This is a genomic window from Kribbella antiqua (assembly GCF_004345665.1).
Taxonomy (GTDB): domain Bacteria; phylum Actinomycetota; class Actinomycetes; order Propionibacteriales; family Kribbellaceae; genus Kribbella; species Kribbella antiqua.
Window position 1 is genome coordinate 375,151 of record NZ_SLWR01000008.1, and the last position, 22,513, is coordinate 397,663.

Here is a 22,513-nt window from a genome sequence, read left to right on the forward strand (position 1 = left end):
CCACGAGTGAACCCACTCGCGTGCTCCGGGGTCGGTGTAATTCCGAGCCGGCGGTAACAGTCCGCGACCCGGCCGCAGCAGTTCGGCGGCCGGTTGACCTGGTGGAATTCCAGGACCGACGGTGAAAGTCCGGATGGGAGGCGCACGCGATCGGCGGAGCGCGCCAACGGGCCTGTCACCAAGCCCGCCTGGAGCGAGTCGCCGGTTGTCACGAGCCCCGGAGTGCGTCCGTGACGACGAGGGACCGTGTGTGAACAACGCTTCGCCGATCGATGTCGCCTGGATGCGGCGTGCGGTCGAGCTGGCTGCCCGGGGCATCGGCAGCACCCACCCGAACCCGGTGGTGGGCTGTGTCATCACCGGCAAGGACGGGCATCCGGTCGGTGAGGGCTTCCACGCCGTTGCCGGTGGCCCCCATGCCGAGGTCGAGGCGCTGCGGATGGCGGGAGACGCGGCTCGCGGCGGTACGGCGTACGTGACCCTGGAGCCCTGCAATCACACCGGCCGGACCGGGCCGTGTGCCGACGCGTTGATCGAGGCCGGAGTCGCCCGCGTGGTGTACGCCGTACCGGACCCGAACAACGAGGCGGCCGGTGGCGCCGAAAAGCTCAAGAGCAAGAACATCCAGGTCGAGCAGGGCGTGCTGCAGACCGAAGCCGAAGCCGTCAACCACGTCTGGCTGCACAGCGTGCGGATGGGTCGGCCGTTCGTCACCTGGAAGTTCGCCACCACCCTCGACGGCCGCAGCGCGGCGCCGGACCGGACCAGTAAGTGGATCACCGGGCCGCTCGCGCGGGCCGACGTACACCGGAAGCGAGCCGAGTGCGACGCGATTGCCGTCGGCACCCAGACCGTGCTGGACGACGACCCTGAGCTGACCGTCCGGGACGAGTACGACGTGCCGGCCGAGCGGCAGCCGCTGCGCGTCGTCGTCGGCGACCGTGAGGTACCGCTGACCGCGAAGGTCCGCAACGACCGCGCGCCGACCCTGATCCTGCCCACCCACGACCCTGCCGAGGTGCTCCGGCAGCTGGACGACCACCACATCCGGCACCTCTGGCTCGAGGGCGGCCCGACGCTGGCCGCCGCGTTCCTCCGCGCCCGCCTGGTCGACCAGATCGTCGCGTACATCGCCCCGGCCGTGCTCGGTTCCGGGTACGCCGCGATCGGCGACCTCGGCGCGGAATCTATCGACCACCTGCGGCGGTTCAAGCTAGCGGACGTCACCCGCCTCGGCGACGACGTCCGGCTGACCCTGACGCCGCTCGATCCGCAAAGGACGCACTGAATGTTCACCGGAATCGTCGAGGAGCTCGGCACTGTCGAGGCGCTCGACCTGCTCCCAGGTGACGCCGCCCGGCTCACCATTCGAGGTCCCAAGGTCACCGAGGACGCGCACCACGGCGACTCGATCGCGGTCAACGGCTGTTGCCTGACCGTGGTCGAGACCGGCGACGGAACTTTCACCGCCGACGTCATGAGCGAGACGCTGAAGCGCACCAGCCTCGGCCAGGCCGCGAAGGGCTCGCACGTCAACCTGGAGCGGGCAGTCGCAGCGCACGCGCGCCTCGGCGGGCACATCGTCCAGGGCCACGTCGACGGCGTCGGCACGATCGCGAGCCGTACGCCGTCCGAGCACTGGGAGGACGTCCGGATCGCCGCCGACGCGAGCATCCTCAAGTACATCGCCGAGAAGGGCTCGATCGCGATCGACGGAGTGTCCCTCACCGTCACTGGCGTGGACGACGCCACCGGCACCTTCGGTGTCAGCCTGATCCCGACCACCCTCGAGCTCACCGTGCTCGGCCGCAACCAGGTGGGCGACCTGGTCAACCTCGAAGTCGACGTGATCGCCAAGTACGTCGAGCGACTCCTGGGAGGCGACAAGTGAACCCGGTCGATTGGCTGCTCCACGCACAGGTGGAGATCGCCGGCTCGCCGGTGCTGGTCCGCGAGATCGTCGGCAACGTGTTCGGTCTCGGCAGCGCTCTGTTCGGCATGCGCCGGCTGGTCGCCGCCTGGCCGGTCGGCATCGTCGGCAACGTGCTGCTGTTCACGGTCTTCGTCGGCGGGATCTTCGACACCCCGCAGGACAAGGACCTCTGGGGCCAGGCCGGCCGTCAGGTGTTCTTCGCGATCGTGAGCCTCTACGGCTGGTACCGCTGGTACCAGACCCGCCACGCCGGCGCCGACAAGGCAGTCCAGCCGCGTTGGGCGACCGCACGCGAGCGGCTCGAGCTGCTCGGCATCGGGGTCGTGCTCTACGCGATCGCGTACGTCGTACTCCGCGAACTCGGCTCCTGGGGACCGCAGTGGGACGCGTGGATCCTGACCGGTTCGATCCTGGCGACGTACGGGATGGCCCGGGGGTTCGTCGAGTTCTGGCTGATCTGGATCGCTGTCGACGTGGTCGGCGTACCGCTGCTGGTGCAGGCGAAGTTCTATCCGTCGGCGACGATGTACATCGTTTACGGGCTGTTCTGCGTGCTCGGTTTCGCGTCCTGGTGGAAGATCCAGAACCGCGAGCGGGTCTCGACTCCGGAACCAGTGGTGGTGGGCTGACATGGGTGACGTGCTGAAGCTCGACACGATCGAGCATGCGATCGACGAGATCCGGGCCGGGCGGCCGGTGATCGTGGTGGACGACGAGGACCGCGAGAACGAGGGCGACCTGATCTTCGCCGCGTCGAAGGCGACGCCGGAGCTGCTGGCGTTCCTGATCCGGTACAGCTCGGGTGTCGTCTGTGTCCCGATGGAGGGTGCTGAGCTGGACCGGCTCGGCATTCCGCTGATGACGCCGCACAACCGCGAGCGGATGCGGACGGCGTACACGATCTCGGTCGACGCCCGCGACGGCATCGCCACCGGCATTTCGGCGGCGGATCGGGCCCGGACGATTCGAGTACTCGCGGACTCGGCCTCTGAGCCGTACGACTTGGTGCAGCCGGGGCATGTGTTCCCGCTGCGGGGGCGTGAGGGCGGCGTACTGGTGCGGCCCGGACATACCGAGGCGTCGATCGATCTCGCTCGCCTGGCCGGTCTGACGCCGGCCGCGGTGATCTCCGAGCTGGTGAACGACGACGGCACGATGAAGCGCGGTCCGGAACTGCGCGAGTTCGCCGACGAGCACGGGCTGGTGCTGGTGTCGATCGACGATCTGATCAGGTACCGGCGCCGGACCGAGTCGCAGATCAAGCGGGTCGCGACGACCACGCTGCCGACCCAGTACGGCGATTTCGTTGCCCACGGCTACCGAAATGTCGTCGACGGGTCGGAGCAGCTCGCGCTGGTTCGCGGCGAGATCGGTAGTGGGCCGACGCTCGTACGGCTGCACTCGGAGTGTCTGACGGGCGATGCGTTCGGGTCGTTGCGGTGCGACTGTGGCCCGCAGCTCGACGAGGCGTTGCGTCAGGTCGCGGCCGAGGGTGGTGTGGTCGTGTATTTGCGCGGTCATGAGGGCCGGGGGATCGGGCTGCTGCACAAGCTGCAGGCCTATGAACTGCAGGACGCCGGGCGCGACACGGTCGACGCGAACCTGGACCTCGGGCTGCCGGCCGATGCTCGTGACTACGGCACCGGCGCGCAGATCCTGGCTGATCTGGGCGTCAAGGAGGTGCGGTTGCTGACCAACAACCCGGACAAGCTGTCCGGCGTGCAGGGGTACGGCATCGAGGTGGTGGAGCGTCGGAGCATCTCCATCGACCCGACCGAGCACAATCTTCGGTACCTGCGCACGAAGCGCGACCGGATGGGTCATCACCTGCCCGGTGGAGCACTCGCTGAAGAGAACGGAGCCGGCTGATGTCGGGCAGCGGAGCACCCACGATCGAAACCCCCCGCGTCGAAGGGGCCCGCGTCGCGATCGTCGCGGCCCAATGGCACCCGAAGGTCACCGACGCCCTGGTCGCCGGCGCCATCCGGGCCCTGGACGAGGCCGGCGTCACCGACTACACGGTGATCCGGGTGCCGGGCTCCTTCGAACTCCCGGTCGCGTCGTTGCACGCGGCAAAGAACGGGTACGACGCGGTGGTCGCGCTGGGCGTGGTGATCCGGGGCGACACCCCGCACTTCGAGTACGTCTGCCAGGCGGCGACCGAAGGTCTGATGCAGGTCGGCGTGACCACCGGGATCCCGATCGGCTTCGGCGTACTCACGTGCGACAACGACCCACAGGCACTGGACCGAGCCGGCCTCCCCGACAGCCGCGAAGACAAGGGCTACGAAGCAACCCAAGCAGCCCTCTCCACCCTGGTAGCCATCCGCAACCTGTAGATCCTCCCCACGCCTGAATCGCATCGAATGTTGTGATTCAGGTGCCTTTTTGCTTGGTCGTTACGTAATCTCTGTCGGTATGGATTGGCACGAGTGGCACGGGGACTATGACGTACCTGGGTCTTCGCTGGCGCGGCGGCTGGAAGTCGTCCAGGGGCAGGTTCGGTCGGCGCTGGATGGGTGTCCGCCTGGGCCGTTGCAGGTCGTGAGCATGTGTGCTGGTGAGGGGCGCGACCTGCTGGAGGTGCTGCCGAAACATCCGCGGCGGGATGACGTACGGGCGCGGCTCGTCGAGCTGGATCCGCGCAGTACGGCGATAGCCGAGGAGACGGCCCGGTCAACAGGTCTGACGCAGGTCGAGGTGGTCGAAGGGGATGCGGCCCTGACCGACAACTACGCGGGGATGGTGCCGGCCGACGTCGTACTGGTGTGTGGAGTGTTCGGCAACATCTCCGACGAAGACATCGAACGGACCATCGACACCTGCCGCGCACTGAGCAAGAGCGGCGGTACGACGATCTGGACCCGGCACCGCGGCGAACCGGACCTGGTGCCGACGATCTGCGACTGGTTCGAGGAGCGCGGCTTCGAACGGCTCTACCTCTCACCGCCCGACGCCGGCTTCGGTGTCGGCGCGCACCGCTTCACAGATCCGCCCCAACCTCTCACCCCAGGCCAATCCATGTTCACCTTCGCGAGCCAGCGGTGAACTACCGCCCGCTGATCTGGCTTGCCGTCGCGGCGTTCTCGACCGGGATCGACGGATATGTGCTGGCCGGTCTGCTCCCCGCCATCGCCGACGACCTGAACGTCGTACCAGCGGTCGCCGGACAGTTGATGTCGGCGTTCGCGCTGACCTCCGCACTCGCCGCCCCGCTGCTCAGCACCGTGACGAGCCGCTGGGAGCGGCGCAGGACCATCGCGATCGCTCTGGCCGTCTTCGTGCTCGGCAACCTCATCGTCGCCGCGGCGCCGAACTACCCGATCGCGCTCGGCGGCCGGATCGTCGCGGCGCTCGGCGGATGCCTGCTCAATGCCGCCGTGAGCGCGTACGTGATCGCGCTGACGCCGGCCAAGGATCACGGCAAGGGGCTGTCGTTCGTACTCGGTGGCTGGATGGCCGCGACCGCGCTCGGCGTACCGGTCGGCTTGGTGATCGGGCAGTCGAACTGGCGGTTCCCGATGATTCTGGTCGCAGTCGTCGGCAGCGTCGCGCTGGTCGGCATCCTGCTCAAGCTCCCGCGCTTGCATCTGCCGTCCGCAACACTGGCCGAGCGCTTGCGACCCCTCGGGCAGCCACGCCTGCTGGCCGGTCTCCTCGTCACGACCGGCATCCTCTGCAGCAGCTACACCTGCTTCACGTATGCGTCGCTCATCCTGCACCGGGCGTTCCCGGCCGAATGGATGATGATCCTGATCATGTTCGGCTATGGCCTCGCCAGCATGCTCGGCAACGCGGTCACCGGCCGGCTCGCGGACCGATTCACGCCGCTTCGGGTGCTGACCGTCGTACTGATCGGGCTTTTCACCAACGCAGTGCTGGGAGCCCTGGCGTTCAGGTTCGCTCCGCTGGGCGTCCTCGCGGTCGCGGGCCTGGTGTGGTTCTTCGCCGCCGGAATCGGCAACGGCGGCGCGGCCGTCCCTCAGCAGGCCCGCCTCGCCGCCTTCGCCCCGGACTCCGCCGCCATCGTGATGGCCCTCAACGGCAGCGCCATCTCGCTCGGCGCCGCCCTCGGAGGTGGTCTCGGCGGCGTGACGCTGGCCGCCGCCTCATCGCCGTACGACCTGCTTGCCGTCGCCGCCGTCGTCCTGGCCCTGACCCTGGGCCTCCACCTCATCGTCGCCAAGACTCGCCAGTACGACGAGGTGGTCTCCTAGCCGATCCGGGTGTGCTGCATTTGCCAGTTGGGGAGCCAGGTTTTGCCGCCGTCGGTTGAGAAGGATTGTTCCCAGGAGGCTTTGTCGGTGCCGGGGGTCCAGGTGAAGCGGACGTCGATGGGTTGGCCTTCCCAGGTGTCGGGGGCGTCGAAGATGCCGGTGCCGTCTTCGCGGAAGGAGCCGACGACGGGGGTTTCGAGTTGGCCGCGGAGGCTGTTGATCCAGTGGATCGCCCAGGTCTTCGACGAAGGGTTGTAGATGCGCAGGGTCGCGCCGCGGAAGCCTTCGGTTGGGAACCAGCCTTCGTCGAAGGAGATGGCGCCGTCGAAGTACGTCGTTACTTCCATCTCGGACTGGAAGTCGTACCACTCAGCAGGCTCCCCCAGCGCGGGCTTGCGGCGGCGATTCGCCATGTCCCAACGCCCGACGAGGAAGTCGAAGTCGCCGGTCACCTTCGGCACATCCAAAGCAGGTGGCGGTGTCTCCCGGCGAGTGAACTCCATGATCCAGTTGGTTTCCCAGGTCTCACCCCCGTCGTTCGAGTAGCTCTGCTCCCAGTGCGCCGACGACTCGGTGATGTCCGACCATGAGTAGCTCGCCAGGATCGGCTGCCCGTCGACCTCGTCCTCGCCGACCAGCCAGCAGTTGGAGCCGTCGTCCGACCAGCGGCCGCGCACTGGCGGATACAGCCGCATCGTCCGGCTGTCGACCCACCAAATGCTCCACTCCTGTGAGACCGGGTCGAACAGCCGCACCGAGAGCCCGTACGACGACTTGGTCGGAAACCGCATCTCGTCGATGCTGATGGCTCCGTCGAAGTACGTCCGGGCCGTCGTCGTCCCGTCGTACTCGAGCCACTCGTCGGAGCCCTGGAACACCTTCGTCAAAGTCCGGTGCCGGACGTCGAAGTCCCCGTTCAGGAAGTCGAAGTCGCCAGTCACCTTGGTCCATGTGGTCATGCCGCCAGCCTCGCCTCTATACCTGACAGCACCTGGCAGCGTTAAGGACTAGCCTGAGGGATATGCGTTCGAGCCGGCTGCTGTCGATCCTGCTGTTGCTGCAGACCCGCAGGCGGTTGACCGCGCGCGAGCTCGCGGACGAGCTGGAGGTCTCACTCCGGACCATCTATCGCGACGTCGAAGCACTCGCGGCGGCCGGCGTTCCGGTGTACGCCGACCAAGGCCGAGCCGGCGGCTATCGGCTGGTGGAGGGCTACCGCACCCGCCTCACCGGATTGAACGAGCAGGAAGCGGCAGCGCTCTTCCTGGTCGGCATGCCCGGAGCGGCGGCCGCACTCGGGCTGACGGAGCAGACGAGTGCGGCCGAGCTTAAGCTGTTGGCTGCGCTGGCGCCGGACCAGCGTGATCGCGCCGGGCGACTGAAGAACCGCTTCCACCTCGACCTGCCGGCTTGGTACCAGGACGCCGAGAACTCGCCCTACCTCGCGCCGGTCGCGGACGCCGTACTGCACGATCGCCGGATCAAGGTCCTCTACCGCCGCTGGGAGGCTCCGCGCGAGGTCGAGCGCGTGCTCGAACCGTACGGGCTCGTGTTGAAGAACGGCAGCTGGTACGTCGTTGCCGCCACTGCCGGCGGGATGCGCACGTACCGGGTCTCCAGCATCCTCGCGCTCACACCGACCGATGAGGAGTTCGAGCGGGCGGACGGCTTCGATCTCGCGGGGTTCTGGCAGGAGCACCTGGATCAGTTCGACCAGGCCCGGTTCACCGCGGAGGCCGTCGTACGGGTGTCGGGGCCGCTCGTCGCGCGGATGCATGACGTGTCGTTTCCGCTGCTGGTGAAGGCGGTTGCGGCGGCGGAGCCGGCGGAGGACGGAAGCGTGACGGTCACGGTGCCGATCGAGTCGGTGGGCAATGCGGCCGCCGCCTTCTGCCGGTTTGGCGACGCGCTGGAGGTGCTCGAGCCACCGGAACTGCGGGCCGAGCTGGCCAAACTCGGCCGCACTCTGGCCGGCATCTACGAGTCCTGAGTCAGCTTCCCGTTGGCGGTGCGGCCGGCTTCGGTGCAGCGCTGGAGGAAGCCGGCGATCAGGTCCAGCTCGGCGTCGGTGTAGTCGGTCAGTACGTCGTCCATCGCGCCGATCATCGGCTGGTAGAGCCGGAAGACCTCCATGCCCCGGTCGGGAAGCACGCGGATGGTGACGCTCCGGCGGTCCCCGCGCGCCCGGTCCCGGACGATCCAGCCGGCCCGCTCGAGCCGATCCAGGATGCCGGTGAGCGTGGCCGGGTGCAGGCCTGCTTGCCGGGCGAGCGCGCTCGGGGTGAGCGGTCCGTTCCGTGACAGAACGTCGAGGCAGTCCAGATCGACGTCCTTCAGCGCCAGCTTGCCGCCGACCTGGTGGTTGAGCAGGGCGAGCTGGATCCGCAGGTCGCGCAGCGCGGCCTTGATCTCGTTGCCGGTCCGCCGGCGGTGACGCGCGTCACCGGGTTGTGTCTGTTCCATATCTTATGAGTTCCGTACTATATGAGTTACAGAGATCCTTACGACGAGCACGGTACAGGGAGTTCGGATGAAGATCACGGTTTTCGGAGCGACCGGCGGGATCGGCGGTCAGGTAGTGCGGCAGGCGCTGGAGGCAGGGCACAAGGTCTCGGCGGTCGTACGCGCGTCGTCGTCGTACGACCTCGTGGATCCATCGCTCGAGGTGGTGCGGGTGGCGGGGCTGACCGACGCCGGGCCGCTGTTCGACGCGGTCGACGGGAGTGACGCCGTCATCTCCGGGGTCGGGCCGCGGGGCCGCAAGGACGGGCCGGTCGCGTCTGGCAGTACCCGTTCGATCCTCGCCGCGATGTCCCAGGCCGGCGTACGGCGCTTTGTCGCGGTGAGTGCGGCGCCACTCGGGCCGGTCCCGCCGGACGAGAGCTTCCTCAACCGGCGCGTGATCCTGCCGATGATCAACGCCTTCGCGGCCGACGTGTACGCCGACCTGCGGGTGATGGAGGCGGACATCCTCAGCAGCGCCACGGACTGGACGATCGTCCGCCCGCCGAAGCTCACCAGCAAGAGCTTGACCGGGACCTACCGCACCGTCATCGGCGGCACTGTCTCCCGCGGCTACAGCATCTCGCGGGCCGATGTCGCACATCTGATGCTCGCGGCCGTCGGCAACCCGGCGATGGTCAACCAGCCGGTCGGGGTGGCGTACTGATGGACAAGTTGTTGCGCACGGCAAGTCTGTTGTTCAGCGGACTCTTCGCCGGCTTCCTGCTCGGCGTACTCGTGCTGGAGAGCTCACTCCGCGAGTACGACGCCGCCGTCTACACCCAGGTCCGTCAGGTCGAGCTCGACTCGCTCGACACCCTCGCATCGGTCACGTTGATCCCGGCAATCATCACCACCGTGGTCCTCGCGATCCGGGCCAGAGGCAACAATCGCCGGTTGGTGCTGATGGCGGCCGCGTTGTTGCTGGTGGTGTTCGCCACCACGCTCGCGATCAACCTCCCGATCAACGCCGACCAAGGCGACTGGTCCGTGCAAAACCCACCGGCCGACTGGGCAAGCCTGCGCGACCGCTGGCAGGTCGCCCACTTGGTCCGCACGGTCGCAGCAATCCTGGCCTTCGCCTCCCTGATCACAGCCACGCTGAGCCGCCCGACCCCAGTACCCCGTCCAACCCCCGAGGCCATCAACGCCGGTCGCTAGCCGCTCAAGCCACCGCGGTTTCCGGAAACTTTTGGTCGCTGGGCGCGACCTTATGTTCCGAAAAGGCCGGGGAAGGTCGGGGCGCGGGCGGGTCGGGCCCCGGGGGGATGGGGAACGCAGGGGAATGGTGAGCGGGCCGGGCGGTGGGCTGCTGCCATTTCATGGGTTAACCCTTGACGTTGTGGGTTGCCCGCTCGCATGCCGGGGGAGAACCCACAACGCAAGGGGTTAACCCATGAAATGCGTCGCGGGTTCGGGTCAGCTGAGGGTGCCCGCGGAGGCGAGGCGGCTGCGGACGAGGTCGTGGGAGACGGCGTGGGCGGTGTGGCCTTGGAAGCCGGTTGTGGTGGTGGCCATGGTGAGGGAGTTGAGCAGCGCTTCCTCGACCGACTCCGTGGTGGCCTGGAATGGGGCGCGGAGGTCCCGGTCGGAGAAGCCTGGGGTGCGGTTGGTGGTGAAGGCGATGGCGTAGTCGCCGCTGCCGGGGGCGTAGTCGGAGCCGACGCGGCCCATCGCGAAGATCGCGCGCCGGGCGACGCGGCCGACTTGGCGGGCGTCGAGCGGGAGGTCGGTGGCGACCACGATCATGCAGGAGTTGCCGTCGTCCGGGCCAGGATCGTCGCCGCGGCTCGCGTCCCGGCGATCGCTCATCTCCCGGACGCCGGGGTCAGCGTCGCCAGCGGCCGGGATCGGGGTGCCGAGGACGGTGAGCGTGCCGGAGAAGTTGGTTTGGACGAGGACGCCGATCGTGCCTGAGCTGACCGCGCGAGACGACGTACCGATGCCGGCTTTGAAGCCCAGGGCGGCGGTGCCGGTGCCGGCTCCGACGCAACCCTCGGCCGGGAGGTCGGTGGAAGCGGAGTCGAGCGCGGCGTGGACATCGTCGGGGGTGATCGGGCGGCGGCGGATGTCGGAGAGATGGCCGTCGTTCGTCTCGCCGACGACCGGATTGAGGCTGGTCGCCAAAGGGTCCCGGTCGAGCAGCCAGGTCAACAGCGCGTCCGCGACCCGGAAGACGCTGAGCGTGCCGGTGAGCAGGATCGGAGTCTCGATCACGCCCAGCTCGTCCACCTGGGTGGAGCCGACGAGCTTCCCGTAACCGTTGCCGACAGCAATCGCAGCCGGAAGCCCGCCCGCAAACCCGTCCGGCACGATCGCGGTGACGCCGGTCTGAAGCTCACCGGTGGAGATCGTGGTCTGCCCGACACGAACCCCTGGTACGTCGGTGATCGCATTCAACGGACCGGTCGGAAGCGTGCCGACGGTCACACCGAGTTCACGGACTCTCCGGGGTATCTGCATGCCAGCTATCGTCGGGCAAATGCTGCAGCAGGTGAGCGGGCGGGTCTGGATCTATCCCCACGACCCCGACCCGGACGCGATCCGGCCGTCGGTCGCGGTGATCGCGGACGAGCGGGGCAGCGTGCTGATCGACGCCGGCAACAGCCCCGAGCATGCGGGGGCCATCCAAGCGGCGATCGCAGAGGCTGGGCTGCCGGCGCCGAAGTGGCTGGTCTACACGCATCACCACTGGGACCACATCTGGGGAGCCTGCGCCTGGCCTGACGTGACCGTGGTCGCTCATGAAGCCGCCGTCGACATCCTGGCCAAAGAGGCCGAGCGCCCCTGGAGCCACCGCTACCTCCGCGACCAGGTCGAGGAGAACCCGAAGCTCGGACCCAGCTTCCGCGCCCGGGCCCTCGCCGTACCGGACTGGACGGACTTCCGCATCGTCCTCCCGGATCAGACCTTCGACGACACCCTCACGCTCCCGACAGGCGTCGTACTGCGTCATGTCGGCGGCAAGCACGCGCCTGACTCCCTCGTCGCGATCGACTCCGGCGTCATCCTCCTGGGCGACTGTTTCTACCCGCCGCCGTTCCACCTCCGCGGCCCGGACGACACCGTCGACCACGGTCTGATCAAGCGTCTCTTCGGCGAGCGTCACACCTGGTACGTCGATGCTCACTCAGCTCCGCGCCGTCCGGGAACCGGACCTGGGGGTGGAGAGGCCGGCGTGGCCATCTAGGCTGGGCGGGCGATGAAGAGCTTTGAGGAACTGTTTGCCGAGCTGGGCGAGAAGGCGCTGACGCGGCCGGAGGGATCCGGGACCGTGGCCGCGCTGGATGCCGGCGTGCACGCGATCGGCAAGAAGCTGGTCGAGGAGGCCGCCGAGTCCTGGATGGCCGCCGAGTACGAGAGCAAGGAGCGGGCCGCGGAGGAGCTGTCCCAGCTGCTCTACCACGCGCAGGTGATGATGCACGCGCTCGGCCTGGACCTCGACGACGTCTACCGACATCTGTAGGAGCCACCCACAGATTCCGGTATTCACCTCTTCAGGAAAGGGCAGTGTCATGCTGCGCGTCGCAGTACCCAACAAGGGCTCGCTGAGCGAGGCCGCCACCGAGATTTTGATCGAAGCCGGCTACAAACAGCGCCGGACCACCAAGGACCTCGCGCTCACCGACGCCGCGAACGAGGTCGAGTTCTACTACCTCCGCCCGCGCGACATCGCCGTGTACGTCGGTGAGGGCACCCTCGACGTCGGCATCTCCGGCCGTGACCTGGTGCTCGACTCGCACGCCGACGCCGAGGTGATCATGGAGCTCGGCTTCGGCGGGTCCACCTTCCGGTTCGCCGGCCCGCCCGGGGTCGCCGACTCGGTCAAGGACCTGGCCGGCAAGCGGATCGCCACGTCGTACGCCGGAGTCCTCCAGGACCACCTGGCCGAGAACGGGGTCGAGGCCTCGGTCGTCCGCCTGGACGGAGCGGTCGAGTCGGCCGTTCAGCTGGGCGTCGCGGACGTGATCGCGGACGTCGTCGAGACCGGTACGACGCTGCGCCAGGCCGGGCTGGAGGTGTTCGGCGACGCGATCCTGAAGTCCGAGGCGGTGCTGATCAAGCGGCACGGCGTGGAGATGCCGCCGAACGGGCTGCAGCAGCTGGTACGACGGCTCGAGGGCGTCCTGATCGCGCGGAACTACGTGATGATGGACTACGACATCCGCGCCGAAGCCGTCGACGCGGCCACTGCCTTGGCGCCCGGCCTCGAGTCGCCGACCGTGTCGCCGCTGCACCGGGAAGGCTGGGTCGCCGTCCGGGTGATGGTGCTCAAGGCCGACGCGCAGCGCATCATGGATCAGCTCTGGGAGGTCGGTGCTCGTGCCATCCTCACCACGGATATCCACGCCTGCCGGATCTGACATGCTCTGGTCCTTCCACCCGCGGATTGTCGCCGTCATGGCGGGCGGAATGGGACTGTCGCTGGTGGCGATCTTCGGAGTGATCTGGTTCCGGTTGCCGGATGACGCGCGGGAGACGTTCAGCTGGTTCCAGCGGCTGACGTTGCTCGCCTTCTTCGGCGCGGTGCTATGGATCCTGTACCGGCTGGCGACACTGCGGGTGACGGCGTACGACGATCGGCTCCGGGTCCGCAACGTGTTCAAGTCCTACACACTTCCGTGGACCGAGGTGTCGGCGTTGCGGTTCCGGCCGGGGGACGCGTGGCTCCAGCTGTTCGATGCCGACGGCAACCGCCTGGGCATCCTCGCGGTCCAGACCGCCGAGGGCGCCCGGGCGTCACGTGCGGCGAAGGAGCTGGCGGCGGTCGCCCGCGAGCATGGGGCCGGGCCTAGGCAGACACCCGGAACGTAGTCGTGTGTGAGTCGCCGGGCTTCAGGACGACCAGGTTCTGCCCGGTGATGAAGGCGTTCGGCGGACACGTCATCGGCTCGACGGCGAGCGCCGTACGGCCGATCGCGCCGCCGGTGTAGAGCTGCATCCATGCGGTGTCACTGGTGAGGACAGACCTCGCGCCGGAGTCCGGGTCGGTCAGCGTCACGGACCACTCGCCGCCGCCCAGCCCGGTGAACGAGTTGTCGATGTCGAGATCCCCGATCGCCCGTGGGCTGTGGAAGTCGTACGGCGAACCGGCGACCGGCGACAGCCCGATCGGCGTCATCCGCTCCGGCGACACCTCCAGCCACTCGGCCGCGCTGAACTCCAGCACGCACTCGTCGATTGAGCGCCCCACGCTTAGATAGGGATGCGCTCCATACCCGTACGGCGCATCCGACGCGCCGACGTTGGTCGCGCTGGCAGTCACCGCGAGCCCGTCGGCCAGCTCGTATCGGATCTTCAGCTCGAGCTGATGCGGGTACCCCGGCTGGCCGTGCAGCCGATGCCCGACCTCGACCACCGCCTCGTTCGACCCGTCGTCGAGGCGTTCCCAGTTCGCCCAGCGCGTCAGGCCGTGAATGGCGTTCCGGCGGGCCGGCTCGGTCAGGTAGAGCTCGTAGTCGACGCCCTCGAACGTGTACTTGCCGTCGGTGATCCGGTTCGGCCAGGGGAACAGGTGCTGCCCGATCCCGGCGTGTGCCATCTCATCTTCGCCGTACCCGAGCAGCACCTCACGCCCGTCGTACGTGAGCCCACGCAGCCCGCCGCCGACACTCACCACCGTCCCGGTGTATCCACCGGCCCGAACCACCCACTGCTCCCCGGAAGGCAGAATCATGACCCCATCCTCACAAATTCCTGGCCGACTGTGTCCATCGGCGCCGACGCCGTTCGTGGTGATGCTGTAAACACGCTGACAGGAGGTTGGACATGAGGTATTTGCTGCTGATCAACGCCGGCGAGCTCGACCTGACCGGTGGGGCGGTCGGGTGTGAGCCGGAGGACTGGATGCGGTTCGACAAGGAGATTCAGGAGTCAGGTGTGGTCGTCGCGTCCGAGTCGCTCGCGGATCTGGTCACCGCGACGCGGGTGCAGGTGGACAACGACGGCAAGCGGACGGTGACCGACGGGCCGTTCGCCGAGACGCGGGAGGTGCTCGGCGGGTTCTACGTGATCGACGTACCGGACCTCGACGTCGCCCTCGACTGGGCCGCCCGCTGCCCCGGCTCCCGCGCCGGTGGCTCGGTCGTCGTACGCCCGGTCGCCGAGTTCCCGGGAGCCTGAGAATGGACCAGGTCGAGGCGGTGTTCCGGGAGGAGCGTGGGCGGTTGCTGGCCGCGCTCTGCCGGCGGTACGGCGACCTCGACCTGGCTGAGGAGGTTACGTCCGAGGCGATCGAGGCGGCGCTGGTCCGCTGGCCGGTCGACGGCGTACCGCCGAACCCGGGCGGGTGGCTGATGACCACGGCGCGGCGGAAGGCGGTTGACCGGTTGCGTCGTGACCAGGTGTACGCCGCCAAGCTCGCCGTGATGCAGGTCGAAGCCGACCGGGCCGCGCCGCCTGCCACGGGTGACGAGTTGCCGGATGAGCGGTTGCAACTGTTCTTCACCTGCGCTCATCCGGCGCTCGCCGCCGAGGACCGCGGTGCGCTGACGCTGCGGTGCCTGGCCGGGCTGACCACGCCGGAGGTCGCGCGGGCGTACCTGGTCCCGGTCGCGACGATGGCGAAGCGGATCGTCCGGGCGAAGAAGAAGATCCGAGAGGCGCGGATCCCGTTCCGCGTCCCCGGCGCGGATGAACTGCCGGAGCGGCTGCCGGGTGTCCTGCAGGTGATCTACTCGATCTTCACCGAGGGCTATGCGGCCAGCTCGGGCCCGTTCCTGCAGCGCATCGACGTCGCCGAGGAGGCGATCCGGCTGGCCCGGATCCTGCACCGCCTCCTTCCCGGCGAACGGGAAGTCATCGGGCTATTGGGTTTGATGCTGCTGACGCACGCCCGCCGCGACGCTCGCACAGGTCCTGGTGGCGCGTTGATCCTCCTGGAGGAGCAGGACCGCGGCCGTTGGGATCGAGCCATGATCGAGGAAGGCCGGGAACTGGTCGTCGCCGCGCTCACCGGCGGCCCGGCCGGACCGTACGCCGTGCAGGCCGCGATCGCCGCGGTTCACGACGAGGCCGCGGATTTCGCCACCACCGACTGGCCGCAGATCGTTGCCCTGTACGACGTCCTGTTCACGATCGACCCGTCACCGGTCGTCGCGCTCAACCGGGCAGCCGCAATCGCGATGCGCGACGGCCCCGAGGCCGGCCTAGCGCTGCTCGACGAACTCGCCGATGAGCCGAGATTGCGCGCGTACCACCCGTATGCCCTGGCCCGGGCGGATCTGCTGCACCGCCTCGGCCGGTTGCCCGAGGCAACCACAGCCTATGAGGAGGCGCTGGCGTCGGCCGGTACCGAACCAGAACGAGAGCACGTACGCCGCCGGATCGAGGAGACACAGCCATGACGGATGACGAGCGTCTCGCGCGGGTAGCGCGCGGCTGGGACGAGGCGGCCGACGGCTACGAGGAGTACTTCGTACCGCGCTTCGCACCCTGGGTGAAGGCGGCTGTCGATGCGATCGGCGACGTACCCGAAGGCCCGGTCCTCGTACCGTGCTGCGGGACATTTCCCGAGCTGGACCTGCTGGCGGAGCGATTCCCGGATCGCGCGATCGCCGGGATCGACCTGTCCGCCGGGATGGTCCGCCGGGCTCGCGAGCGAGCGGCTCGCCTGAACCTCCCAGGCGTCGAGGTGGTGCAGGGTGACGCATCCACGCTTGATCCACGGTGGTCGGAATCGTGTGCCGCCGTCGTCTCGGTGTTCGGTCTCCAGCAGCTCCCCGACCCGGAGACAGCGGTGCGCTCGTGGCTGGATGCGCTGCGCCCAGGCGGCCAGCTTTGTGTCGTCTTCTGGCCGGAGACCACCGAGGAGGCCGGGCCGTTCGCGTTGGTCGCGAGTCTGGTCGGTGAGCGCGGTGACTTCTCCTGGGAGGATCGCCTGGCCGCCGTACTCGGTGAAGTCGAACGCGACGAACTGGTTTCGTATCCGATGACTCACGAGGGCGGGGCGTCGTACTTCGACGCTGCCAACCACTCCGGATCGATGCGGGCTCTGGCTCTCGCCCGCGGCGACGATTTCATCGCGCGGCTGCGGCAACAATTCCTGGCGCAGGCGCCAGCAGGGGAGTGGACGCACCACCCGCGAGCGCGGCTGATCGTGGTCAGGAAGCCGCTGAGTCGTGCGGAGGCAGCGCCACCGACTTCGTGACGAGTTCGAGTTCGGGGTCGTGCGGGATCGACGGGTCGCCGTCGATGATGACGTGCGCCCGCGAGCGAGTGGCCTGCTCGGCGAAGTGATCGCGCTCCCAGCGCATCCACTCGAGCCAGTGGTCCCGCAACGCCTCGCCGTCGCGGGCGATGCCGCGCTCGAGGCGGATCTCGTTCGACGTCTCGATCCAGAGCCGCAGCGACTGCCAGCGGTCGGCGTCCTGGTCGCAGGAGGTGACACCTTCGACGATCAGGAGCTCGACTGTCACCGGTACGACGTGGAGTTCGGCGTACGCACCGAGATGCCAGTCGTAGCGCCGGTAGCGTCCTTCGCGGCCGTCGGCGATCCGCTGCAGCACGTGGTCGCGCAGCAGGCCGAATCCGCGGACGGCACCGGCCCAGCCGTCGTACAGGTCGTCCATGTGCAGGACGAGGGTGTGGAGTCCGCGGGCCTCGGCGCGGGCCGCGACGTTCGCGGCGAGGGTGGACTTGCCGGAGCCGGCGGGTCCGTCGATGCTGATCAGCCGGGTCCGGCCGAGCCGCGGTGCGGTCGCCTGGACGTGGTCCAGCAGGGAGTCGATGGTCAGCGGGGCAGTGGTACCGGTCTCAGTTGATTCCATGGCGCTTCAGGATGTCCTCGATCTCGTCGAACTCCGACGATTCCTGCTGCTTCGCCTTCGACCCCTTTGTCGGCTTGGCAGCTTTGGCGGGAGCGGCCGAGGCGGGTGCGGGACCCGTCGCGGTCAGCTCACCCGCGGGCGAGGCGGGCTTCTTCTTCGCTGTGTCTGGTTCCCCACGGCGGCCCCGGGCAATCCCGGAGACGACGTACAGCACGACGGAGACGCCGAACAGCGCGACGCCGGCCCACACGGTCGGGGAGAAGATCAGGTGCGTGACCCAGCTGACCGCGGAGCGTACGACGTCCCAGACCAGCTCCAGCAGACCGGTCAGGTACAGCGAGACCGGCAGCAGGGACCAGGCCACGCCACGCACCCCGGCCGCAGCCCCGCGGCGCCGCCAGGCGGCCCACGAGCCGATAAGCCCGAGCAGCGTCAGGCCCACACAGAAGGGCAGCAGCGTCAAATCGTTGAAGTCAGGCACATACCCAGGCTCGCACAGTCGCAGGAGGAACCAAGCCGGGATCAGCCCTGACCCCACCCTGAAACCCAACTCCGGGCGAGCTGCGGACCGCCAGGCCATCACAACGGGAGCGGGACCGGTCGGGCGAGCCTGACGGCGGCCTGACTGGCGCGATTGTGATGGGCTGGCGGTCCGGACCCCACCACTCACCAACCTCCGCCTTCACGTCGCGGGTGGGCTTGGGTGAGCGTGGGGTGCGTCGGTGCGGCCCGGTTGGTGAGTGGGGGAGGTCCGCAGGAGAGAATGCCTGCGTGCAACCAGAGCGGCGCCTTGCTTTCACCGGGTTCGACAACGACGACGGGTCGGCGGATCCCGCGCTGGCCCGGGCCCTCGCGGAGGGTGACGAGGGCGCGACGCTGGCCGCGCTGACCAAGGCGCGGCTGCTGGTGCCGGTGGTCGCGATGCTCGGCGAGATCGAGTACGACGAAAACGGCCTGGCCCACGACAAGACCTCGGACATGGCCGTTGCGCTACTGCAAGGGCAGGACGGCCGCAACGCCCTACTCGCCTTCACCAGCACCGAGAGCCTGGCCCGGTGGAGTCCCGAGGCCAGGCCCATGCCGGCCCAAACCCAGTTGGTCGCAACCGCCGCAGTCCAGGAAGGCGCGGCCGCCATCGTCCTCGACGTAGCCGGACCGGCCCCCGCCGTGATCGAAACAGAGGACGTACGCCGCCTAGCCGCCGGTCTCCAGGTCATCCGCCTGGAAGACGGCACCCACGCCTGGATCCAACCCGCCAACTGACCATCCCCGACCGGCTGATCCTCCGCTTTGCGGAAGATCACTGCCACGGAGCGCAAAGTTTGTTCCGGAAAGCGGGTGCGGTCAGCCCACCGGTGAGCTGAGGGCGTCCATGGGGGCGGGAGCGCATCGCGAGGCGGGCGGTGATTGCGGTGGTCGGGAGGACCAGAGCTCGCGGGGCGTGCCGTTGACGATCACCCGCACGCGATCACCCGGCTTCGACGAACCCACGAGCCGGTGAGCTGGACGGGTGCGTTCATCGGTCGGCCTCGCGGTGGTACGACTCGTGCTTCCACCAGACGAAGGCGACGATCGCACCGAGTCCGAGGTCGGAGAACAGCCACCATGGCCAGTCGAAGTTCCCGAAGGCAGCCATGGTCATCCAGACCACGAACTGCACGACGCAGCTGACCAGCCAGATGCCGGAGACGATCCGTAGGCCGGTAGTTAGGCGGCGGTCGGTGTCGCTGAGCTCGGCGTGGCCGGGCAACAGGACGGCGTTGAGGAAAGAGTTCATCGGAATCACCTGCTAATCACGGGAGTGTTGTGAAATAGCGTATGGATTGAACAGTTTCGGCGCCGGGAGTCCAGGACCCGTCTGTCCGGTGGTGCTAGCTCCCCTGTGTGTCGTCGTACGTACGCGAGGATGGAAGGTATGAGCGATGAGCTGCCGCCGGGGCTGGCGTTGTCGTGGGGTGTGCACCCAGTGCAGCGGCGCGGGCCCAAGCCGGCCCTGAGTGTCGAGCAGATCGTCGACACCGGGATCGAGTTCGGCGACAGCCAGGGGTTCGAGGCGATCTCACTGCAGAAGATCGCGGCTCACCTCGGCGTCAGCACCAACGCGATGTACCGGTACGTGCGCTCGAAGGACGAGCTGATCGTGCTCGTCCAGGACAAGGCGTTCGGCTTGCCACCTGAGCTGCCGGAAGGGTGGCGGGAGGCTGCGACCGCGTGGGTGCATGCTCAGGTCGAGCGATTCACTGAGCGTCCGTGGCTGCTCGACGTACCGATTCGTGGCGCGCCGGTGACGCCCAACTCGTTGCGGTGGGTCGAGGTCATGCTGCAGGCGCTGGAGAGCACCGGGCTGAGCATGCACGACAACCTCGGGTGCCTGCTGCTCCTGAACGGGTTCGCCCACAACTATGCGAGCCTGGTCCGCCAGCTCGGGGCCAGCGATGACATGGCTGTCCAGGCGGAGGCGGTCGGGCGGTTCCTCGTACCGCGGCTGATTGACGGCGACTACCCGATGCTCACCGCGCTCTACACCAACCAGGAGTACGAGGACGGCATCGACGACGACCTCGAGTTCGGACTGGCGCGCATCCTCGACGGAATCCAGGTCCTGATCGACTCCCACTGACCTCTTACGTCCGAAGAAGTGTGGCCGATAGGCCTCAGTTCTTCGGACGCAACGGGGGTTGCTAGGGCAAGGCGATCCTGACCGGGCCGTCGGCGCGGGCGGCGACCCATTGCAAGTGGAATTCGCTGCCTGGGGCAACTTCCGGACGCCGCTCCGGCTGCGTGCGGAGGTTGATCGGCGCGGTCAGCGTGCTGGCCGGCTGTCGCTCTATCCCGGTCGATCGACAGGAGGCGATCACGTCGGCGAGCGCTTGTGCAGCCGGCTTGCGCTGGTGGTCGACGGTGAACAACCCCAGGTCGTACTCACGGTCCGGAAAATCCAGCAGCCGACGGTCGATGTCATGCGACGACCACCAGGTCACACCCCACAACGCCGGATTCCCGAGCACCAACTCGACCGTACGGCGCGTGAACTCCGCCTGCAGCTCCACCGGGATATCGGGCCCCGGTACGCCGATCTCCTGCAGCCACACGGGTCGCGCCGGGTCGAGCGAGGTCGCCGCCGCCAGCTCGACCAGGTAGTCCGCGTGGCTGAGCGTGGCCGGCCCAAGAGGACCGTCCACTCGTGAGACCCCGTTGAAAACCCACGAGTGGACAGTGCTCAGATCACCCAGCTCCACGACGTCAACGGGGTGGAACGGGTGGTCGTCCTTGTACCAGGCGTCGTCGAACACCGAGTGCAACGCGAGTACGCCGGGCGCCGCCTTCTTCGCCGTGGCCAGCAGGTCCTGCGCCCAGCTCGTCGAACTCTCGAAGCTGGTCGAGCTGTCCGGCCAGAGGTTGTTCACCTCGTTCCCGAGCGTGATCGCGAAGACGTTCGGCTTCGACGCCACCGCGCGCGAGACGCCATCGACGTACGACGTCAATCCGTCGCGGACGGCCGGATCGGCGAAGAGGCTCGCCTTGTGCCAGGTCAGGACCCACGACGGCAGGAAGTCGAAGCTGGACAAGTGGCCCTGGATCAGGTCGACCGCGACACTCAGCCCGTGCTCGGCGGCGGCGTCGATGGTGTCCAGCAGGTCCTCGATCGCCCGGTCCCGGATGATCGCCCGGTTGGGCTGGATCCACGGCCAGATCGGGAACACCCGGACGTGGTCCAGACCCAGCCCGGCCAGGTCGGCGAAGTCCCGCCGGACCGCGGCGCCGTCGTAGTCGAGCCAGCTGTAGAACCAGCCGGCCGAGGGGACGTAGTTCGCGCCGAACCGGGGCCGGGCGGGATCGGAAGACATGCGCACGATGCTAAAACGGTTTAGGCCGCTACGCCAAACGACCCCCACGCCCCACCCCTCACCCCGGCCCTCCCACGTTTGGTGGGTCCACCAGTCAAATGGTGGGTTCGCCGCCTGCATTCGGGTGGGGAACCCACAAGCTGATGGGTGAACCCATCGAATGGGACGGTGGAGAGGGCGGGGGCGGAGGGGATCCCGCGGGTTGGGTGGGTCAGGCGGGGCGGGGTGGGGGAGCGGTGGACTCGCGGACCGTGAGGACTGGGTCCGGCGTACGGCGGTTGATCACCTGGGCGGGAGCGGCGATCGTCTCGAGCAGGACCTCGGCGGCCTGGCGGCCGAAGTCGAAGGTGTCCCGGGACAGTGCGGTGAGCGCCGGGTGCATCAGCTGGGTCAGGATCGAGTCGTCGAACGCCACGATCGACAGGTCGCCCGGCACCGAGACGCCCATCTCCATCGCGACCCCGAGCCCGGCCACGGCCATGACGTCAGAGTCGTAGACGATCGCGGTCGGCCGCTGCGCCTGGGACAGCAGCTTCCGGGTGATCGCGGCGCCTTCCGCGTCGCTGAAGTCCGTCGGCAGCGACGGCGAGTCGACCAGGCCCAACCGTGGTGCTGCGTCCCGGAGGGCCCGGATCCGGCGCTGGGTGTGCTGGAAGTTCGGCGTACCGGCGACGTGGGCGATTCTGCGGTGCCCGAGCGCGGCCAGGTATTCCACGATCGAGAGCATCGCCTCGCGGTCGTCGGCCCAGACCGACGGCAACGCGCCCTTCCCGCCGCGGCCGCCGATCACCACGGCCGGCAGCTCGAGCGCCTTCAGCTCATCGATCCGCGGGTCCTTGACGGTCAGGTCGACCAGGATCACGCCGTCCACCCGGTGCTCCGAGGCCCAGCGCCGGTACACCTCGATCTCGGCCGCGGTGTCCTCGACGATCAGCAGTTGCAGCGAGATCGACTCCGCGGACAGCCCCGACTGCACGCCGGACAGCAGGTGTGCGAAGAACGGCTCCACGCCGAGCGTCCGGGCCGGTCGCGCGATCACCATGCCGACCGAGTCCACCCGGGATGCGCCGAGTGCGCGGGCGGCGCTGTGCGGCCGCCAGCTCATCTGCTCGGCGATCCGCAGGATCCGCTCCCTGGTGGCATCGCTCACCCCGGGCCGTCCGTTCAGCGCGAACGACACCGCGCCCTTGGACACCCCCGCCCGGTTGGCGATGTCCGCGATCGTCGGTCTGACCACGTCGTACC

General features: G+C 68.4%; 28 protein-coding genes and 1 riboswitch. Of the genes, 19 read left to right on the forward strand and 9 right to left on the reverse strand.

Going from position 1 to position 22,513, the window contains the following annotated elements; translation table 11 throughout:
- Window positions 1–17 precede the first annotated feature (17 nt).
- Window positions 18–149, forward strand: a riboswitch (FMN riboswitch).
- A 101-nt stretch (window positions 150–250) separates the two neighbouring features.
- The 7 genes from ribD to EV646_RS24155 all read left to right on the forward strand — a co-directional run bounded on the left by ribD (window position 251) and on the right by EV646_RS24155 (window position 6,150).
- The gene (gene ribD / locus EV646_RS24125; protein WP_132152254.1) at window positions 251–1,288 is read left to right on the forward strand and encodes a bifunctional diaminohydroxyphosphoribosylaminopyrimidine deaminase/5-amino-6-(5-phosphoribosylamino)uracil reductase RibD; all 1,038 of its coding nucleotides are present in this window, start codon (window positions 251–253) and stop codon (window positions 1,286–1,288) included.
- Complete coding sequence (locus EV646_RS24130) at window positions 1,289–1,891, forward strand: riboflavin synthase (RefSeq protein WP_132152256.1); 603 nt, start codon at window positions 1,289–1,291, stop codon at window positions 1,889–1,891.
- The gene (pnuC, locus tag EV646_RS24135) at window positions 1,888–2,562 is read left to right on the forward strand and encodes a nicotinamide riboside transporter PnuC (RefSeq protein WP_132152258.1); all 675 of its coding nucleotides are present in this window, start codon (window positions 1,888–1,890) and stop codon (window positions 2,560–2,562) included. The genes EV646_RS24130 and pnuC overlap by 4 nt, the downstream gene beginning before the upstream one ends.
- Before the next feature lies 1 nt (window position 2,563).
- On the forward strand, window positions 2,564–3,802 hold the full coding sequence (locus EV646_RS24140) for a bifunctional 3,4-dihydroxy-2-butanone-4-phosphate synthase/GTP cyclohydrolase II (protein ID WP_132152260.1): 1,239 nt from the start codon (window positions 2,564–2,566) through the stop codon (window positions 3,800–3,802).
- A complete protein-coding gene (ribH, locus tag EV646_RS24145; RefSeq protein WP_132152262.1) occupies window positions 3,802–4,272 on the forward strand; it encodes a 6,7-dimethyl-8-ribityllumazine synthase in 471 nt (156 codons plus the stop codon). Before EV646_RS24140 ends, ribH begins: the two co-directional genes overlap by 1 nt.
- 79 nt (window positions 4,273–4,351) lie before the next feature.
- Window positions 4,352–4,981 carry a class I SAM-dependent methyltransferase gene (locus EV646_RS24150; protein ID WP_132152264.1) on the forward strand — a complete coding sequence of 210 codons (630 nt, stop codon included), beginning with the start codon at window positions 4,352–4,354 and terminating at the stop codon, window positions 4,979–4,981.
- Window positions 4,978–6,150 (forward strand): MFS transporter, encoded by a 1,173-nt coding sequence (locus EV646_RS24155; RefSeq protein ID WP_241996288.1) that lies wholly within the window; start codon window positions 4,978–4,980, stop codon window positions 6,148–6,150. The genes EV646_RS24150 and EV646_RS24155 overlap by 4 nt, the downstream gene beginning before the upstream one ends.
- Here EV646_RS24155 and EV646_RS39470 read toward each other — a convergent pair.
- A complete protein-coding gene (locus EV646_RS39470; protein WP_199237150.1) occupies window positions 6,147–7,109 on the reverse strand; it encodes a hypothetical protein in 963 nt (320 codons plus the stop codon). The two genes, EV646_RS24155 and EV646_RS39470, sit on opposite strands and share 4 nt — an antisense overlap.
- 62 nt (window positions 7,110–7,171) lie before the next feature.
- On the opposite strand from EV646_RS39470, the gene EV646_RS24165 reads away from it, so the two are divergent.
- On the forward strand, window positions 7,172–8,140 hold the full coding sequence (locus EV646_RS24165) for a helix-turn-helix transcriptional regulator (RefSeq protein WP_132152266.1): 969 nt from the start codon (window positions 7,172–7,174) through the stop codon (window positions 8,138–8,140).
- Here EV646_RS24165 and EV646_RS24170 read toward each other — a convergent pair.
- Complete coding sequence (locus EV646_RS24170) at window positions 8,128–8,613, reverse strand: MarR family transcriptional regulator (RefSeq protein ID WP_132152268.1); 486 nt, start codon at window positions 8,611–8,613, stop codon at window positions 8,128–8,130. The two genes, EV646_RS24165 and EV646_RS24170, sit on opposite strands and share 13 nt — an antisense overlap.
- Window positions 8,614–8,680: 67 nt before the next feature.
- Here EV646_RS24170 and EV646_RS24175 point away from each other — a divergent pair, with 67 nt between their 5' ends.
- A complete protein-coding gene (locus EV646_RS24175) occupies window positions 8,681–9,319 on the forward strand; it encodes an NAD(P)-dependent oxidoreductase (protein WP_132152269.1) in 639 nt (212 codons plus the stop codon).
- The gene (locus tag EV646_RS24180) at window positions 9,319–9,813 is read left to right on the forward strand and encodes an anthrone oxygenase family protein (RefSeq protein WP_132152271.1); all 495 of its coding nucleotides are present in this window, start codon (window positions 9,319–9,321) and stop codon (window positions 9,811–9,813) included. The genes EV646_RS24175 and EV646_RS24180 overlap by 1 nt, the downstream gene beginning before the upstream one ends.
- 258 nt (window positions 9,814–10,071) lie before the next feature.
- Here the strand turns inward: EV646_RS24180 and EV646_RS24185 are convergent, their stop codons facing one another.
- Window positions 10,072–11,115, reverse strand: a complete 1,044-nt coding sequence (locus EV646_RS24185) for a P1 family peptidase (RefSeq protein ID WP_132152273.1) — start codon at window positions 11,113–11,115, stop codon at window positions 10,072–10,074.
- A gap of 19 nt (window positions 11,116–11,134) precedes the next feature.
- Here EV646_RS24185 and EV646_RS24190 point away from each other — a divergent pair, with 19 nt between their 5' ends.
- Genes EV646_RS24190 through EV646_RS24205 form a run of 4 tightly spaced genes read left to right on the forward strand, consistent with a single transcriptional unit; the run spans window position 11,135 to window position 13,467 of the window.
- Complete coding sequence (locus EV646_RS24190) at window positions 11,135–11,842, forward strand: MBL fold metallo-hydrolase (RefSeq protein ID WP_241996289.1); 708 nt, start codon at window positions 11,135–11,137, stop codon at window positions 11,840–11,842.
- Between the two features lie 12 nt (window positions 11,843–11,854).
- Entirely contained in the window at window positions 11,855–12,118 is a 264-nt protein-coding gene (locus EV646_RS24195; RefSeq protein ID WP_132152277.1) for a phosphoribosyl-ATP diphosphatase, read from the forward strand.
- A gap of 49 nt (window positions 12,119–12,167) precedes the next feature.
- Window positions 12,168–13,016, forward strand: a complete 849-nt coding sequence (gene hisG / locus EV646_RS24200; RefSeq protein WP_132152279.1) for an ATP phosphoribosyltransferase — start codon at window positions 12,168–12,170, stop codon at window positions 13,014–13,016.
- 1 nt (window position 13,017) lies between these two features.
- A complete protein-coding gene (locus EV646_RS24205; protein ID WP_132152281.1) occupies window positions 13,018–13,467 on the forward strand; it encodes a PH domain-containing protein in 450 nt (149 codons plus the stop codon).
- Here the strand turns inward: EV646_RS24205 and EV646_RS24210 are convergent.
- Window positions 13,445–14,329 carry an aldose 1-epimerase family protein gene (locus EV646_RS24210; RefSeq protein WP_132152283.1) on the reverse strand — a complete coding sequence of 295 codons (885 nt, stop codon included), beginning with the start codon at window positions 14,327–14,329 and terminating at the stop codon, window positions 13,445–13,447. The two genes, EV646_RS24205 and EV646_RS24210, sit on opposite strands and share 23 nt — an antisense overlap.
- A 92-nt stretch (window positions 14,330–14,421) precedes the next feature.
- On the opposite strand from EV646_RS24210, the gene EV646_RS24215 reads away from it, so the two are divergent.
- The 3 genes from EV646_RS24215 to EV646_RS24225 are packed head-to-tail and all read left to right on the forward strand — an operon-like array spanning window position 14,422 to window position 16,801.
- Window positions 14,422–14,775 carry a YciI family protein gene (locus tag EV646_RS24215; protein WP_132152285.1) on the forward strand — a complete coding sequence of 118 codons (354 nt, stop codon included), beginning with the start codon at window positions 14,422–14,424 and terminating at the stop codon, window positions 14,773–14,775.
- A 2-nt stretch (window positions 14,776–14,777) separates the two neighbouring features.
- Window positions 14,778–15,998, forward strand: a complete 1,221-nt coding sequence (locus EV646_RS24220; protein ID WP_132152287.1) for an RNA polymerase sigma factor — start codon at window positions 14,778–14,780, stop codon at window positions 15,996–15,998.
- Window positions 15,995–16,801, forward strand: a complete 807-nt coding sequence (locus tag EV646_RS24225) for a class I SAM-dependent methyltransferase (protein ID WP_132152288.1) — start codon at window positions 15,995–15,997, stop codon at window positions 16,799–16,801. Before EV646_RS24220 ends, EV646_RS24225 begins: the two co-directional genes overlap by 4 nt.
- On the opposite strand, the gene EV646_RS24230 is transcribed toward EV646_RS24225, so the two are convergent.
- On the reverse strand, window positions 16,755–17,420 hold the full coding sequence (locus EV646_RS24230) for a uridine kinase family protein (protein WP_132152290.1): 666 nt from the start codon (window positions 17,418–17,420) through the stop codon (window positions 16,755–16,757). The two genes, EV646_RS24225 and EV646_RS24230, sit on opposite strands and share 47 nt — an antisense overlap.
- Entirely contained in the window at window positions 17,407–17,901 is a 495-nt protein-coding gene (locus EV646_RS24235) for a hypothetical protein (RefSeq protein WP_132152292.1), read from the reverse strand. The genes EV646_RS24230 and EV646_RS24235 overlap by 14 nt, the downstream gene beginning before the upstream one ends.
- A 290-nt stretch (window positions 17,902–18,191) precedes the next feature.
- Between EV646_RS24235 and EV646_RS24240 the strand changes: the two genes are divergently transcribed.
- Window positions 18,192–18,683 (forward strand): SseB family protein, encoded by a 492-nt coding sequence (locus EV646_RS24240; RefSeq protein WP_241996290.1) that lies wholly within the window; start codon window positions 18,192–18,194, stop codon window positions 18,681–18,683.
- Window positions 18,684–18,936: 253 nt separating this feature from the next.
- On the opposite strand, the gene EV646_RS24245 is transcribed toward EV646_RS24240, so the two are convergent.
- Window positions 18,937–19,197 (reverse strand): hypothetical protein, encoded by a 261-nt coding sequence (locus EV646_RS24245; RefSeq protein WP_132152296.1) that lies wholly within the window; start codon window positions 19,195–19,197, stop codon window positions 18,937–18,939.
- Between the two features lie 138 nt (window positions 19,198–19,335).
- Here EV646_RS24245 and EV646_RS24250 point away from each other — a divergent pair, with 138 nt between their 5' ends.
- On the forward strand, window positions 19,336–20,040 hold the full coding sequence (locus EV646_RS24250; RefSeq protein ID WP_132152298.1) for a TetR/AcrR family transcriptional regulator: 705 nt from the start codon (window positions 19,336–19,338) through the stop codon (window positions 20,038–20,040).
- A 61-nt stretch (window positions 20,041–20,101) separates the two neighbouring features.
- Here the strand turns inward: EV646_RS24250 and EV646_RS24255 are convergent, their stop codons facing one another.
- Together EV646_RS24255 and EV646_RS24260 are read right to left on the reverse strand one after the other, a co-directional pair.
- On the reverse strand, window positions 20,102–21,268 hold the full coding sequence (locus EV646_RS24255) for a glycoside hydrolase 5 family protein (RefSeq protein WP_132152300.1): 1,167 nt from the start codon (window positions 21,266–21,268) through the stop codon (window positions 20,102–20,104).
- Between the two features lie 211 nt (window positions 21,269–21,479).
- On the reverse strand, window positions 21,480–22,505 hold the full coding sequence (locus tag EV646_RS24260) for a LacI family DNA-binding transcriptional regulator (protein ID WP_132152302.1): 1,026 nt from the start codon (window positions 22,503–22,505) through the stop codon (window positions 21,480–21,482).
- Between the last annotated feature and the right edge of the window lie 8 nt (window positions 22,506–22,513).

Bases quoted from the DNA above. Each gene is read 5' to 3' on its own strand.
- EV646_RS24230 (WP_132152290.1), bottom strand. From the start codon at position 17,420: ATGGAATCAACTGAGACCGGTACCACTGCCCCGCTGACCATCGACTCC.
- EV646_RS24220 (WP_132152287.1), top strand. From the start codon at position 14,778: ATGGACCAGGTCGAGGCGGTGTTCCGGGAGGAGCGTGGGCGGTTGCTG.
- EV646_RS39470 (WP_199237150.1), bottom strand. From the start codon at position 7,109: ATGACCACATGGACCAAGGTGACTGGCGACTTCGACTTCCTGAACGGG.
- EV646_RS24175 (WP_132152269.1), top strand. From the start codon at position 8,681: ATGAAGATCACGGTTTTCGGAGCGACCGGCGGGATCGGCGGTCAGGTA.
- EV646_RS24180 (WP_132152271.1), top strand. From the start codon at position 9,319: ATGGACAAGTTGTTGCGCACGGCAAGTCTGTTGTTCAGCGGACTCTTC.
- EV646_RS24245 (WP_132152296.1), bottom strand. From the start codon at position 19,197: ATGAACTCTTTCCTCAACGCCGTCCTGTTGCCCGGCCACGCCGAGCTC.
- EV646_RS24215 (WP_132152285.1), top strand. From the start codon at position 14,422: ATGAGGTATTTGCTGCTGATCAACGCCGGCGAGCTCGACCTGACCGGT.
- EV646_RS24195 (WP_132152277.1), top strand. From the start codon at position 11,855: ATGAAGAGCTTTGAGGAACTGTTTGCCGAGCTGGGCGAGAAGGCGCTG.
- EV646_RS24140 (WP_132152260.1), top strand. From the start codon at position 2,564: ATGGGTGACGTGCTGAAGCTCGACACGATCGAGCATGCGATCGACGAG.
- EV646_RS24165 (WP_132152266.1), top strand. From the start codon at position 7,172: ATGCGTTCGAGCCGGCTGCTGTCGATCCTGCTGTTGCTGCAGACCCGC.
- EV646_RS24130 (WP_132152256.1), top strand. From the start codon at position 1,289: ATGTTCACCGGAATCGTCGAGGAGCTCGGCACTGTCGAGGCGCTCGAC.
- hisG (WP_132152279.1), top strand. From the start codon at position 12,168: ATGCTGCGCGTCGCAGTACCCAACAAGGGCTCGCTGAGCGAGGCCGCC.
- EV646_RS24225 (WP_132152288.1), top strand. From the start codon at position 15,995: ATGACGGATGACGAGCGTCTCGCGCGGGTAGCGCGCGGCTGGGACGAG.
- EV646_RS24185 (WP_132152273.1), bottom strand. From the start codon at position 11,115: ATGCAGATACCCCGGAGAGTCCGTGAACTCGGTGTGACCGTCGGCACG.
- EV646_RS24255 (WP_132152300.1), bottom strand. From the start codon at position 21,268: ATGTCTTCCGATCCCGCCCGGCCCCGGTTCGGCGCGAACTACGTCCCC.
- EV646_RS24250 (WP_132152298.1), top strand. From the start codon at position 19,336: ATGAGCGATGAGCTGCCGCCGGGGCTGGCGTTGTCGTGGGGTGTGCAC.
- ribH (WP_132152262.1), top strand. From the start codon at position 3,802: ATGTCGGGCAGCGGAGCACCCACGATCGAAACCCCCCGCGTCGAAGGG.
- EV646_RS24170 (WP_132152268.1), bottom strand. From the start codon at position 8,613: ATGGAACAGACACAACCCGGTGACGCGCGTCACCGCCGGCGGACCGGC.
- EV646_RS24205 (WP_132152281.1), top strand. From the start codon at position 13,018: ATGCTCTGGTCCTTCCACCCGCGGATTGTCGCCGTCATGGCGGGCGGA.
- EV646_RS24190 (WP_241996289.1), top strand. From the start codon at position 11,135: ATGCTGCAGCAGGTGAGCGGGCGGGTCTGGATCTATCCCCACGACCCC.
- EV646_RS24150 (WP_132152264.1), top strand. From the start codon at position 4,352: ATGGATTGGCACGAGTGGCACGGGGACTATGACGTACCTGGGTCTTCG.
- EV646_RS24210 (WP_132152283.1), bottom strand. From the start codon at position 14,329: ATGATTCTGCCTTCCGGGGAGCAGTGGGTGGTTCGGGCCGGTGGATAC.